The 14,060-nt window shown below is 69.5% G+C and carries 10 protein-coding genes; 4 read left to right on the top strand and 6 right to left on the bottom strand.

Annotated elements, in window-relative coordinates; all coding sequences use genetic code 11:
• Positions 1-129 precede the first annotated feature (129 nt).
• Entirely contained in the window at positions 130-1,263 is a 1,134-nt protein-coding gene (locus KEG38_RS17900; RefSeq protein WP_272420907.1) for an alpha-hydroxy acid oxidase, read from the top strand.
• 7 nt (positions 1,264-1,270) lie between these two features.
• Here the strand turns inward: KEG38_RS17900 and KEG38_RS17895 are convergent, their stop codons facing one another.
• Entirely contained in the window at positions 1,271-1,789 is a 519-nt protein-coding gene (locus tag KEG38_RS17895) for a hypothetical protein (protein ID WP_272420906.1), read from the bottom strand.
• Positions 1,790-2,081: 292 nt separating this feature from the next.
• On the opposite strand from KEG38_RS17895, the gene KEG38_RS17890 reads away from it, so the two are divergent.
• The 3 genes from KEG38_RS17890 to KEG38_RS17880 are packed head-to-tail and all read left to right on the top strand — an operon-like array spanning position 2,082 to position 8,143.
• A complete protein-coding gene (locus tag KEG38_RS17890; RefSeq protein WP_272420905.1) occupies positions 2,082-3,713 on the top strand; it encodes a serine/threonine-protein kinase in 1,632 nt (543 codons plus the stop codon).
• A complete protein-coding gene (locus KEG38_RS17885; protein WP_272420904.1) occupies positions 3,710-5,596 on the top strand; it encodes a PEGA domain-containing protein in 1,887 nt (628 codons plus the stop codon). The genes KEG38_RS17890 and KEG38_RS17885 overlap by 4 nt, the downstream gene beginning before the upstream one ends.
• Positions 5,597-5,623: 27 nt before the next feature.
• Positions 5,624-8,143: a Kelch repeat-containing protein gene (locus KEG38_RS17880; RefSeq protein WP_272420903.1), complete on the top strand. Its 2,520-nt coding sequence runs from the start codon at positions 5,624-5,626 to the stop codon at positions 8,141-8,143.
• Position 8,144: 1 nt separating this feature from the next.
• On the opposite strand, the gene KEG38_RS17875 is transcribed toward KEG38_RS17880, so the two are convergent.
• The 5 genes from KEG38_RS17875 to KEG38_RS17855 form a co-directional block, all read right to left on the bottom strand.
• A complete protein-coding gene (locus KEG38_RS17875) occupies positions 8,145-9,116 on the bottom strand; it encodes a glycoside hydrolase family protein (RefSeq protein ID WP_272420902.1) in 972 nt (323 codons plus the stop codon).
• Positions 9,117-9,520: 404 nt separating this feature from the next.
• Entirely contained in the window at positions 9,521-10,795 is a 1,275-nt protein-coding gene (locus KEG38_RS17870; RefSeq protein WP_272420901.1) for a hypothetical protein, read from the bottom strand.
• Positions 10,792-12,015, bottom strand: coding sequence for a hypothetical protein (locus tag KEG38_RS17865; RefSeq protein ID WP_272420900.1), 1,224 nt, complete (start codon positions 12,013-12,015; stop codon positions 10,792-10,794). The genes KEG38_RS17870 and KEG38_RS17865 overlap by 4 nt, the downstream gene beginning before the upstream one ends.
• A gap of 244 nt (positions 12,016-12,259) precedes the next feature.
• Complete coding sequence (locus KEG38_RS17860; RefSeq protein WP_272420899.1) at positions 12,260-13,288, bottom strand: ABC transporter permease; 1,029 nt, start codon at positions 13,286-13,288, stop codon at positions 12,260-12,262.
• Positions 13,285-14,055: an ABC transporter ATP-binding protein gene (locus KEG38_RS17855; RefSeq protein WP_272420898.1), complete on the bottom strand. Its 771-nt coding sequence runs from the start codon at positions 14,053-14,055 to the stop codon at positions 13,285-13,287. The genes KEG38_RS17860 and KEG38_RS17855 overlap by 4 nt, the downstream gene beginning before the upstream one ends.
• Between the last annotated feature and the right edge of the window lie 5 nt (positions 14,056-14,060).

Genomic DNA, 14,060 nt, shown 5'->3' with positions numbered 1-14,060 from the left:
TCGCGCAGTTCATCGACCCCGGGTCCAGCGCTTGCGCTGGTCCGGGTCCAGGGGCGGACAGCCCCTGGTGGGGCCTGGGGCAACGCCCCAGCGAAACGCCTCCCAGATCAGTGGTAAAGATCGCGTGGCATGCATTCGAGCGACGACTCCGGAAAAACCCGGTTACACGCACCGCCGCGGGACGCCTCGTCCGGCCTCCTCACTGTCCGTGATTTCGAGAAGGCCGCGCGCGCTGCGCTCTCGGCCATGGCGTACGATTATTATCGCTCTGGCGCTGACGCCGAGCGCACGCTCCGGGAGAACCTGCGCGCTTATCGCCGCTGGCAGATTCATGCGCGCGTCCTCGTCGACGTCTCGCGCCTCACCCTCGAAACCGAGATCCTCGGCGCGCCCGTCTCCATGCCGATCCTCATCGCGCCGACGGCCTATCACAAGCTCGCGCACCCCGACGGCGAGCTCGCGACTGCCCGCGCCGCTGCGCGGGCTGGCACCATTTATACCGTCTCCACCCTCGCCACGACCTCCCTCGAAGACATCGCGCGCGCCTCGGAGGGCCCGCTCTGGTTCCAGCTTTACGTCCACAAGGACCGCGAGCTCACCCGCTCGCTCGTCGAGCGCGCCGAGGCCGCTGGGTATCGCGCCATCGTCCTCACCGTCGACACCCCCGTCCTCGGCCGCCGCCTCCGCGACGTGCGCAACGGGTTCGGCCTGCCGGACGGCCTCGTCATGGCGAACCTCGTGGACACGAACGTCGCTGCTGGCGCCTCGGGATCGGCCCTCCACCGCTACATCGCGTCGCGGCACGACGCCTCGCTCTCCTGGCGCGACCTCGACTGGCTGCGCGGCATCACCCGCTTGCCGTTGATCCTCAAAGGAATCGTTCGTCCGGACGATACATTGCTCGCGATCGACGCCGGCGCTGCTGGCATCATCGTTTCGAACCACGGCGCGCGTCAGCTCGACGGCGCGCCGGCCACGCTCGACGTCCTGCCGCGCGTCGTCGAGGCGGCTTCTGGCCGTGTCCCCGTGCTCGTCGACGGCGGCGTGCGCTGGGGGACGGATGTGCTCAAGGCCCTCGCGCTCGGGGCGAACGCGGTCATGCTCGGCCGGCCTGTCCTCTGGGGCCTCGCGACGGCGGGCGAGGCGGGCGTCCTCGGGGTCCTCGACATCCTGCGCGACGAGCTCGCGACGGCCATGGCGCTCTCCGGCTGCCCCTCGCTCGCGGCGATCGATCGCTCTCTCCTCGAACCACGCCCGCGCTGACGCGCTTTTACTTGCACACCGAAATGCCCGCCACGGCGCCGGCCGGCGAGCAGATTGCAGACAACGCGCAATCCTGATTCACGTGACAAACCACCCGCGGCGACACCGTCGTCCCGAGCCGCGGGTGCGTAAACGTCCCCGCGCACTCGCCTTTGGGCACGCATACCGCCGCGATCGTCCGGTCGCCCGGGATCAGGCAACACGCCTCGGCGCCGCAGTCCTCGGGCCCGTCGCACTCGAAGATCACGCCCTCCCCGTTCGCCGTCCGCGGGCACGACCTCCCATCCTGCGTGCACGACGGCGGCTCGAATGTCGCGCAGCACGCCGTATCACAAAGATTTGTCCCGCAACGAATCTGTTTCTTCGCGAGCACCGGTCGCGGCCGCGGCGGCTCCACGCCCCGCGCGGCCGTCGGCTCGGCCGGCGCATCACAGACGCACGGCAAATACCGCGCCCCTTCGTCGTCGCAGACCTGCGTCCCCTGCGCGCCCGCCGGGCATGCGCACGCGACCTGCTGACCCGGCACGCACTCCTTCGACCGACAACCGCCTGACGCTGCGGCCAAAACGACCGACACGACGAGACACGCCCCGAGCGCGAGGAGGCGACGGAAAGTTCGGGCGGAGCGAGGCTGGAGAACGGCCATCACGAGGACGAAGAGATGCCGAGCCTACGGCCGATCGACCCTCCACGTCGATGAGGTTTGCGCGTGTGCGGGCGAAAGCTCGCCATGGAGCCCTGCCTTCGGATCATGGTATGCTCGCAGCTGGCTTCATTTTGCCTGCTCACGGGCGGGCTCGCGGGAGGAGTGTCGGGGCGTGTCCATCGCAGAAGGCGCCATCATCGGCGGCAAGCTTCGGCTCGAACGACCTCTCGCCAAGGGCGGCATGGGCGCGGTGTGGGTCGCTCGCCATCAGCTTCTCGACACCAACGTCGCCGTGAAGTTCATGGAGGGCAGCATCGCGGCAAACGAATCGCTCCGGCAGCGATTCGAGCGCGAGGCCAAGGCCGCGGCCCTCATCAAGAGCCCGCACGTCGTGCAGGTCCTCGACTACGGCGTCGAAGACGGCACCCCGTACATCGTGATGGAGCTGCTCGAAGGCGAGGACCTCGGCACGCGCCTCGAACGCGGCGGCCGCCTCGATCTCACCGAGGCTTACCGCATCCTCGAACCTCTCGGCAAAGCGCTCCGCCGCGCGCACGACCTCGGCATCGTCCACCGCGACCTCAAACCCGGCAACGTCTTCCTCGCGCGGAGCGGCGACGACGAGATCGTCAAGGTCCTCGATTTCGGCATCGCCAAGGACGTCACGATCACCGGACCCGCGACTTCCACGAGCTCCGGCATGATGCTCGGCTCCCCCTCGTACATGAGCCCCGAGCAGATCCGCGAAACCAAGCAGGTCGATCATCGCAGCGATCTCTGGTCGATCGGCGTCATCCTCTACGAGGCGATCACGGGCCGCCTCCCCTTCGACGAGGCCGAGAACATCGGCAAGCTCCTCGTCACGATCTGCACCGACCATGCCCCGCCGCCCTCGTCGCTCGTCCCTTCGCTCGACCCCGCCGTCGATCGATTCTTCGAGCGGGCGCTCGCACGCGACAAGGCCGCCCGTTTCCAGAGCATGGCCGAGCTCGTCGAGGCCTTTGGCCTCCTCGTCGGCATCCGCGCGAACCTGCGATCGCGGCCGAGCATCGAGATCGTTCCGTCGAGCGGCAGGGCCGTCGATGCGCGCACGAACAAGCTCGGCACCGACGTCACCGTCGCCGCCCCGATGACCCTCGACGGCGATCGCGCCTCGTCGCCTCGCGCCTCCGCGCCCGACCCGCGGAGCACGCTCTCGCCTGCCGAAAGCGGCGCACGCGCGTCCTCGTCGCGCAGGTTCGTCCCCGTCGTGCTCGGCGCGGCCGTCGCGCTCGCCATCGGCGCCGGCCTCATCCTCACGCAGGCCTCGAAGACCGGCGCCGACGCTTCTCCCGAGGCGCGCGGCGCCTCTGCGCCTCCCGCGGGGATCTCCTCGCAAGGGGGCCCCGCCGTCGCTCCGGTCGAGGCGCTCCGCTCGGCGCGCCTCCTCGTGACTCCGCCCGATGCCCAGGTCGAGGTCAATGGCCGCAGCGCCCCCGTGGATCACGACGGATACGTCACCATTCATGGCGCGCTCGGCAGCACCCACGCCTTGCGTATCCACAAGGACGGCCGCGAGACCCGCGTCGAGGTCGCCATCACCGCGAACGGCGCTTTACCCGACAAACTCAAGCTCGAAGAAGACGAAACAAAGCTCGCGCAGACGAGCGCCAAACCCAAGGCCGGGGCTCCGCCTGCGTCTGCCGCACCCGCAGCGGGCCCCGCGACCACGACGGCGCCGGTCACGACGGTGGCCCACCCGGTCCCGAAGCCGACGGTCACGACGCCCTCCAAGGATCCCCAGCCCGTGCGAACCTTCGAATGAAACGCTCTGCGGCCCTCCCCTCCCCGATCTGCAAGGCCCTCGCCGCCCTCCTCGCCTCGACGCTCGTCACGACCGCGATCGCGCAGAATGCGCCGGTTTTCCCAACCACTTCCAAGCCGCAGCCCTCGTGGATGAAAAAAGGCGGCCCGCTCCCGCCGCCGCCTCCGCCGCCGCCCCCGCCGCCCGATCCCGCGGCCGAGGCCGAGGCCAAGGCCAAGGACGACGCGCGCAAGCATTTCGAGCAGGGCCTCGCGCTCTTCGACGCCGGCTCCATGGAAGCGGCGCTGCCCGAGTTCCTCACCTCGCTCTCCATTTACCCGACCCGCGCCGCCAAGAAAAACGCCGCGCTTTGCCTTCGCCGCTTGAACCGCTTCGACGAAGCGTTCGACATGAACGAAGAGCTCCTCGCGTTCCCGGGCATCACCGAGGAGGAGAAGCAGGTCGCGCTCCGCGAGATCGCCGAGCTAAGGCCCGTCGTCGGCGACCTCGTCATCGAAGGCGTCCCCGACGGCGCCACCATTTCGATCGACGGAAAACCCCGCGGAACGACGCCTCTCAAAGGCGCCATTCACGTCCCCGTCGGCGAGCGCACCGTCCGCATCTTCAAGGCCGGCTACGAGACGCTCGAAGCGCGATTGCAGGTCGTCGGCGGCAAAACGGCCAAGCTCCCGGCCCTCCTCTCGCGATTGGAGCTCGCCGGCTGGCTCCAGGTCGACGAGGCCTCCGGTTATTCGATGGACGTCCTCATCGACGGCGCGGCCGTGGGCAAGACGCCCTGGCGCGGGCTCGTCGCGTCCGGTGACCACCTCGTCAGCCTGCGCGGCGAAAAACGCCTCGGCACCCAGCCGGCGCGCGTCGAGGTCCGCCCGAGCCTCATCACCCCGATCCTGCTCATCGCCGAGGAACTGCCTTCGGTCCTGCGCGTCGAGGCCAAAACGAAGGACGCCGACATCTCCGTCGACGGCGTCCGCGTCGGCCGCGGCGCGTGGGAAGGCCCCGTCCGGACCGGCTCCCACCGCATCGAGGTCACCGCGAATGGGTTTGTCCGGGAGGAGCGACGTGTCGAGCTCGAAGCCGGCAAACGCGAGGCCGTCGCGGTTGCCCTCGAGCCCGTCCCTCCGCCGTCGGGGTTCTGGGCGGACAAACGCCTCTTTGGCGAGATCGGTGCCACGTTCGCGATTGCGCCCACGTTCGGCGGCAGCCTCGACGCGAGCTGCACGGGCTCGTGCGTGGCCTCGCTCGGGCTCGGGGGCGGCGGCACGCTCCGCTTCGGCCTTGAAATCCGGCGCAAATGGGCTCTCGGCGTCGAGCTCGGCGGCCTCTTCGCGCGCCGCACGTTCACGGATCGCCCCGACGAAGACGTGCACGTCTTCGGCAACATCGCGCCCAACAAGGGCCTCACCGACGACGTCATCACCCTCGGCGGCGCGCACGTCGGCGCCTCCGTCGCGCGCACCGTGGGCGAACGATTCCCGGTCACCTTCCGCCTCGGCGTGGGCGGCTTCTTTGGCTCGGCTGAGGACGACCGCTCCGGCGATTACAAGACGACCGCGCGTGACGTCCCCGACCCGACCAGCACCACCGGCATGCGGCGCAAAGAGAGCGTCTCCTATACGGTCGATCGGGTCACCGAGACCCAGGCAGCGCTCGGGGTCTACCTCGCGCCCGAGGTACGCGCTGGAATGCGAATCTCGGAGAAGCTCGACGTCGCCCTCTCGGTCTCGGCCCTCGTGCTTTTCATCCCCGAGCCTCCTGCCTGGGTGCCCGAGCAAGGGTATGTCCAGGCGAGCACGGACGGTCAGGGCAAATATGATTCCGACACGCTGACCGGCACCTCGATTTTCGCGGTCTCTCCCGGTCTCGTGGCGAAGTACCGATTCTGACTTTCATACCTTACGAGGGAGGCCACCATGGGGACGAGATGGCGCACGGCGTGGACATTCGGTCTCGCAGCGGGTTTGTATGGAGGCTGCTCGGCGGGTGGTGATGCCCCGGGCGCGGGAGAATCACTCGCCGCGCCCTCGGATGCGCGCGTCGCGGTGGAGACCGCGGAGGCGATCCGCCTCCACCTCGCCCGCGGCCAGCGTACGCTCGATGAAATGGCCTCGCCCGGGCCTCGCGCCGAGGTGCGTTTGCCCTCGCGCGCGAGCGACGCATTTCGTGTCGCGGACCCGGGAAGTGGTCTCTCGGTCGAGGTCGCGCTCGCGGGCGCGCGTGAGGTCGCGGGCGAGGCGGGGGCGGGGATCGTCGCGTATCCGTCGGGATATCGCGGCGTCGCCGATATCGTGCATCGTCCGACCGAAAATGGCACCGAGGACTACGTGTTTTTCCGGAACGCCCTCCCGGATGTCCCGGAGCTCCGGTACACGATCACGCTCGGCGAAAACGTCGCGGGGCTCCGCCTCGTGGGCAAAACGCTGGAGCTCCTCGACGCGGACGGCGCGCCGCGCCTGCGCATGGCGCCGCCCTGGGCCGTGGACGGAGACGGCAACACCGTCTGGATGAACGTCTTCGTCGAGGGTTGCAAGATCAGCACGGATTCACGATTGCCGATGGGACGCCCGGTCGTCGATCCAGGCGCGCGTCAATGCGAGGTAAAACTCTCCTGGGAGGGTACGACCGTACGCGCGCCGCTGCTCGTCGATCCGGCGTGGACCCTGACGGACGGCATGTCCATCAAGCGCCTCCGCCACACGGCGAATCTCTTGCCCGATGGCCGTGTCCTCGTCGCGGGCGGCGACAAGGGCGGGGAAATCCCGCTGGAATTTGCCGAGGTGTACGACCCGGCCCTCAAGATGTGGGTCCAGACGGAACCCCTGAAACAGAACCGGTTCGGGCACACGGCCACGACGCTGAAGGATGGCCGCGTGCTCGTCCTCGGCGGCAAAGCACTCGTGCAGCAGGTCCTCAACGTGACGAACGCTGCCGAGATCTTCACGCCCGCAAATGATCAGCCCAACGTGCCGGGGTCGTGGACGCTCGTGAAACCCATGAACTTCGCGCGCGCCCTGCATACCGCGACGCTCTTGAGTGATGGGCGTGTCCTCGTGACCGGCGGAAAAACCTCCGCGCTGGTCGGCACGACCGAGATTTACGACCCCGAGACCGATACGTGGGAAACCGTCGGGGAGCTGCACCAAGCGCGTTACAACCACACGGCGACGTTGCTCGACGAGAATCGCATTCTCGTCGCGGGCGGCGAGAGCGCCAGCCCCTCGCAGACCGCGGAGCTCTGGGATCCGGCGACCAAGACCTGGGCGCAGACGACCCCCATGAGCCGCGTGCACTCCGGTCATACGGCCACGCGGCTCCCCTCGGGGCGCGTGCTCATCGCCGGCGGCAGCCCGATCCTGGCGCAGACCATCGAGATCTTCGATCCCGCGTCGGAGGAATGGCATCCGGGGCTCAACATGACACGCCCGCGCAAGGACCACGCGGCGAGCGTGATGGCCGGCCATCGGATCATCGTCACCGGCGGCGGATTCGAGGAAACCCCGTTCACCACGGAGATCTTCGACCCGGCCACGCAGAGCTGGACCGCGGCCGCGTCCATGGAAAAGCCCCGCACGCTCCACACCTCCACGACGCTGCTCAATGGCCGCATCCTCGTCGCGGGCGGGACGGGACCGGCGGGGGTCCTCGCCGACACGGAGATCTACACGCCGCTCGGCGCGCCGTGCGACATCAAGTCCCCTTGTGACGACTCCTTCTGCGTCGACGGCGTCTGCTGCAATGCGCCCTGTGATGGCCAGTGCGAGGCCTGCGACGGCGCGCGCATCGGCATCTGCGAGCCTGTCGCGGGCAAACCCCACGGAGCGCGCCCGGTGTGCGACGGCACGAGCGAGGCCTGCGCCACGTGTGACGGCGTGAACCCGTTCGAATGCTCCTATCCTACGGGCAACAATTGCGACAAGAAATGCAACGAGTCCACGCTCACGCTGTTCGCCTGCGACGGGAGCGGCAATTGCGCGGAGTCGACGAGCAACAACTGCGCGCCTTACACCTGCAATGCCGTCGAGCTCTCCTGCGAGACGAAGTGCACGAGCAACACCGCGTGTGCCCTCGGCTCGACCTGCAACACCGAGACGAACATCTGCATCACGTTGCCGACGAAGTGCCTCGACAACGAGATGCTCGAGCTCCCGGACGGCACCCCGCAGAGCTGCGCCCCGTACGCTTGCCGCAACGGCGCTTGCCTCGCGACGTGCGCGTCCGTGGACGATTGCTCCGGCGCCGAGGTCATCTGCGACGAGAAGACCTCGAACTGCATGGACTGGAAGGCATTCGAGGACGCGCAATCCGGCGCGGCGTCCGCGAGCTGCACCACGGCGGCCCCCGGCGCGCCCGCGCCTTCCCGCGCGGCGGCCTGGCTCTTCGCCCTCGCCGCCGCCTCCCTGTTCGCTGCGCGCCGCCATCGCCCGCGGCCGTGATTCAGGGCGCGCCGCGCCCCGCCGCCCGATAGATCCCCGTCACGCCTTCCCCGGACGCATCCGCCGAGACGAACACCATTTCGGCCCCCGCCGGCAATACACGCACAGCGGCCTCCCGCTCGCCCAGGTACGCGCGCAGGTTCACGAGCCGCGCGTACATCGGCCCCACCGGGTACAGGGAAAACGTCTTCAGATCGGTCGTCGCCGCGAGCCCGATCGAATCATTCGGATCCGGCGGCAGCGCGCCCTCCGGCCCCACCGCCGCGCGCCCCTCCGTCCCGCGCGCCGTGAATACGATCCGCACGATTCCTCCCCTGACGAACACGTGCGGCGCCCCCACCGCGGTCACACCTCGCCAGAAGACCGGATCCTCCACGTCCGCGGGCGCGAGGACCGGGTTTGGCGAGGTACGCGTGCAGCCTTGCTCGGTCACCTGGCAAAGCCCGATCCCTCGGCCTCTTCCGCCTTCGTAAAGCAAATATGTCGCGCCGTCGAAATCGAACACCGATGGGGATCCCACGGCGCCCTCCTCCCACGGCTCGGCTGCAAGAAGCGCGGGATCCTGGTCCACGAGGAAGCTCTGCCCTTCATCCATCGAAATGGCCCGCACGATCCTCGCCGGATCTCCCACCTCCGCATAAAGCTCCATGCGCGCCCCGCGCCGGAGCACGCTCGGCGCCCCCACCCGCGCCTCCCCGGGCACGACGAACACCGGCGCCTCCGGATCCACGCGCCACCGCGAGAGCTCCTCGATACGCGCCCGCAGCAAAACCGTCTCGGCCCCGCGCGTGAGCTCCACGAATGCGATCGGCTCGTCCCCGAGCAGCACGGGCTCGCCGAGCGCGGCCACCTCGGCCACCGCGACGCACGTGCTCCCGCTCCCGCACGAGGCGCCGCCGCCGCAAAGCGACGCCGTGCAGACATCGTCGAGCGCGTCGCAGGCCTCCCCGTGGTGGCAATCGCCGTCCGACACGCACGACCTCGCGCATCCCCCCGAAACGCAACGCTCCCCCGACGCGCAGTCGCCGTCTGCCCCGCAGGCCCGCGTGCACCGCCTCCCCCGACAAACCGCTTGCCCCTCGCACGATCCCGCCCCCTGGCAAGGCGCGACGATGCAGCGGCCGCAAATACACCGCTCGATCCCCTCGCACTCCCCATCCGCCCCGCAAGCGCGCTCCGTTTGTCCTTCCGGCACACATAACGCCGTCGCCCCCGTCGCCAGCGCGGGTGCCACGATCCGCGCCGTCCCCCGACAAACCTCCACCGGCGACGCCTCCCCGAACGCGCCCACGCCATCCGCCGGAAAAGGCGCCCGTTCCCCCTCCCCCGACGCGAGCCCACACGAGGCGAGGAGCAACACCCACGCAGCCCCTCTCTTCATCGAAAGGCCGCCTCCACGGAGAGCGCCCCGTGCACCACGCGACCCGAGACCACGTACCGCGCGTTTGGCAGGGCCGGGCTCGCCTTCTCCTCCGCCCGCTCCGCCAGAAACGATACCTGCGCCGCCAGATCCGCCCGCAAATCCACGCCCCAGACCCGCCCGAGCCCCACGCCGCCGCCGAGGCCCACCGCGTGCCGCGTCGCATCCGCATAACTCGTGAATCCACGTTGCGGCGGCACCGGCGACGGCGACAGCGCATACCCCGCGCGCACCGCCCACCGGCCGGTCGTCCATTCCACCCCAAGCCGCGGCACCAGCACATCCCGGAAGTTCGGCGCGACGAACCGCACCTCCGTCCGCCCGGGCGACGTCCCGAGCGCCACGTCGAGCGACACGTCCGCGACCGGCGGTGGCGCGTCCGAATACCCCTGCCATTCGATCGAGCCCAGCACCGAAAAACCCGAGCCCACCTTGGCCCGCGCCCCGAACACGAACCGCGCCGGATCGTACCCGCTCACCCCACGCACGCGCACCTGCGTCGTCCCATTGAGCGGATTCTCCGCCAGCGCGATCCGTACGTCGCTGTCGACCGCCACGGAGACCCCGAGCCCCCCGCGCAGCGAGGCCCCGAACGCGACGCGACCGAGATCCACCGCGAGCCCCACGATCGGCGCCGCTCGATACGCGAGCGAGATATCCGAAGCCGCGTCCGCATACGTCCCCTCCGCGTCCTGCCCGAGCTCGAAACGTGTCCCCTCGCCGCCCATGTCGAGCGCAAGCGCCGCGCCTATTCCGAGGGCAAACGGCCCGCGCCGCAGGGCGAGCGCAAGATCGAACGTCGCCCGCTGCAAGGCCGCCTCGTACCGGACGAACTGTGGCTCGGTCCCGGGCCGAAATCCTATCTTCGCAATCTGCGCGTCCGGCACGTGCGCCGCGAGCGCGAATCCCAGAAAAAACGACGCGGGCAGCCGAAATCCCACTTGTACGCCGAGGTCCAGCCCCGACACGTCGGCCACGTCGGCCCGTCGATCATCGATCCGCAGATCCAGCAGCCCATACCCATACCCGAGCCGAACCCGCGCTCCGGGCGCCGCCGCGAGCGCCGCATTTTGCACGGGCGCGCCCGCCGGATCCGCGTCCGCCACGTCCGCCCGCACGAGCGCCGCGCTCCGCGCCCCGTGCCCGAACGTCGAAGGCGCCGTCGCCTCCGCGCGCCCGCTCGCGAGCAGAATCGCGAGGACGAGCCCGCCCCAAAGCCGCCCCGCGCTCATAGATCCACCCCCACGCCAAGCGACGTCGAAAACAAGCACCCCGACGCCGACACGAACTGCCCATTGCCGCCAAGACCGATCCGGAGCGCCTTCGCGAGCACGTCCTCGAGCACGAGCGTCGCCCCCAGCCCGACCGTGAGTTTGTCCCCGTCGACCAGGTTCGTCCTCCCCTGAGGCGCGCTCGTCATCATCGTCGGCTCTCCGCCTGCACCAGCGCGGAGCACGAGCGTCCTCTGTTTCCCGAGGTCGAACCGCACATTCGACGCAATCCGCAGCGAAACCACGTCCCGAAACAGCCGTCCGATCGGACGTGACCCGAGATTCACCCCCGGCAGCGTCGAGCGCACCGACAGAAACGGCCCTTCCCACGCCGACCATTGATGCCACGCCGCGTCGATCTCGAAGCTCGCGCGCCCCACGTCGAAGCTCGACGCGAGCACCACCGTCAGCGGATCGAACATCGCGCGTTTCGTCTCGATGTTCGTCACGAGCGGCACGCCGCCCACGTCCGCCGTCGTCTCGATGCGCAGCGGAATGCCAAACGCCTGCCGCAGGACGAGCGCGAGCCGCGCGCCCTCGACCGGATCGAAACGAACGCCGAACACCCCGGCCATGATTGTATTCGCATCGATATCGATTCGCGGCTCCGGCGCCCCCGTCGCGCCCGCTTCGAGCCGCGCCGGCCCACGCACCCCGGCGAGCACATTGACCGCCGCGCCGATCCCGAGATTCCGCGTGATCCGCACGCCGAGCGACGGGAGCACGACGAGCCGCTGCGTGCGATTGTCGTAATACGGTTGAAAAGCCCGATCACCCTCCCGCGCGAGCAGCCGGAGCGCCCGCGTCGGTAAAAAATGCCCCGCGAAGCCCAGACGAAAACGCCCCGCGAGAGGGCCTTCCAGAGGTACCGTCCCGCTCGCCGACACCGCGATCCCGAGCGGCTCCTCGAAGGGCAACCGTTCTCCCTGCGCTTCGAGCGTCGACACCGAGAGGATCGGCGCGACGCCGATCGACGTCCCCTGCCCGAGCGCGAGCCCGCCGGGATTGAAATACGCGGCCGTCCCGTCCTCCGCGCGCGCGCTCCGCGCCGACGCCTCCGCGACGCCCTCCGGCCCGAGCCCCTGCACCTCGAACGCGCCTGCCTGCACGCGCGAAGGCGCCCCCACGCACGCGAGCGCGACGCCGATCGAGAGCACGAAACGCAGCGGAACGTCGGCCATCGAGGAGCCGCACCTTACCGAGAAAACCCCCGTGAAGGAACTTTCCCGCCGCAGCGTTCCACAATAGGACATATCCTGTCCCTAGGACGTACTCCGTCCGATCGCCCCCTTTTCCGGATCCTTTCCGTCTGCCATGCTCTCCCTCGCGCCTGTCGCCGCGCCCGCAGCGTGTCCCCTCCACACGTCGCGGGCGCGGCGCGGCGCTCGACGACGAGGGCGCCGCGAAACGCGAGATCCGCGTCCGTCACGCGTGCCACTTGAACGACGCGAGGCTGATCCCGAACGTCGCCGCCGCCCATAGCGCCATCATCCCGAGCCCTCCCGCGAGGCTCGAAACGTCCGTCACCCCGTAGAGCAACACCGCGCGCGAAAGCCGCACCATCTCCGTCGACGGCAGGAGCGCGCCCACCGTCGACAGGAACCGCGGCAGCGATTCCAGCGGGAAAAACATCTCCGACAGGAAGACGATCGGCATGTTGATCGCGCTGATCACGTCGACGAGCAGCTCCGCGTTGTCGATCGCCGTCGCGAGCGCGAAACCCGCGCCGAGGAACGTGATCACGCCAAGCATCGAGATCACGAGGAGCCAGCCGAACGAAACGAGGGTCAGCGGCAAATCGAAGAAGAGCCGCGCCGCCCCGACCAGCAACACGACCTGCACGAGCACGATCGACGACCGCGCCGCCACGTTCGCCGCGATGAACGTGCCCTTCGGCAAAGGCGTCGTCGCGAGTTTCTTCAGGAACAGATTCTGCCGGAACAGGGCCATCGGATACCCCATCCCGAACAGGCCCGACGCGAGCACCGAAAACGCGAGGATGCCCGGGAAGAGGTAATGCACGTACCCCCACGCGGGCCCCTGCACGACGTCGAGACGCGCCGGCGCCGGGAGCGCCGTCGCGAGCCCGCCGCCGAAGATCCGATCCCGCGTCCCCACGCGCAGGATCACGCCCTCCCCGTCCGGCGCGGCCGAGAGCACGGCGCTCGCCATGCGCGCGCGAAGCTTGCCGAGCGCCTCGGCCTCGGTCCGCTCGCGCCCCACGCGCACCTCCTCGAACGCACCGAGCTCGGCCACGCAGCGCTCGATCGCCGCGCTCTCGGTCCCCGTCGACACCACGGCCACGTAGCGCCGCTCGAACGGGTGCCCGTTCATGAACACGAGCCCGAGCACGGCAAGAAGCACGACCGGAAAGACCAACGTGAACCCGACCGAGCTCCGGTTCCGGAGCGTGTCGAGGAGCCGCATTCGTACGAGCACCAAGAATGCGCTCACGTCGCCTCCTCGCGCCCGATCGCCTGGCCCTCGCGGATCTCGATCGCGCAGAAATGGAAGAACGCGTCCTCGACTCCGAGCCCACGCCGCTCGGCCTCGGGCACCGCCCGCACGAGCTCGTCCTTCGTCCCGCTCGCGCGCACGCGCCCGCCCACGAGGAACAAGAGCCGATCCGCAAGCGCGTCCGCCTCGCGCAGATCGTGCGTCGTCATCAAGAGCGTCCGCTCCTCGGCGAGCTCGCGCAACATCTCCCCCACGATCCGTTTGTTCTCCGGATCGAGGTGCGCCGTGGGTTCGTCCAGGAACACGAGCGTCGGATCATGCACCACGGCCGTCGCGATGAAGAGCCGCGCCGCCTCGCCGCCCGAGAGCCGCGTCACGGCCGTCGCCGCGCGATGTTCGAGCCGCGCGCGCGAGAGGATCCGCTCTGGACCGCCACGCACGCCGTAGATCGACGAGAACAGCTCCGCGTACTCGCGCGCCGTCACCCGCTCGATCTGCGCCTCCTTCTGCATCACCACGCCCACACGCTTCCGCGGATACGGCCGCGGCTCCTTGCCGAAGAGCCGATACGCGCCACGCGTCGGCTCCGCGAGCCCCTCCAGGATGTCGAGCAGCGTCGTCTTGCCCGCGCCGTTCGGCCCGAGCACGGCGCAGAGCCCGGGCCCTTCCACCACGAAGCTCACGTCGTCGAGCGCCACGGTCTCGCCGAAGCGCTTCGTGAGCCCCACGGCTCGGACGATCTCCTGGGCCTGCGCCTCGTTCATGGCGC

This window comes from Polyangium jinanense (genome assembly GCF_028435265.1).
GTDB lineage: Bacteria > Myxococcota_A > Polyangia > Polyangiales > Polyangiaceae > Polyangium > Polyangium jinanense.
This window is presented reverse-complemented; position numbering and strand designations above follow the sequence as displayed.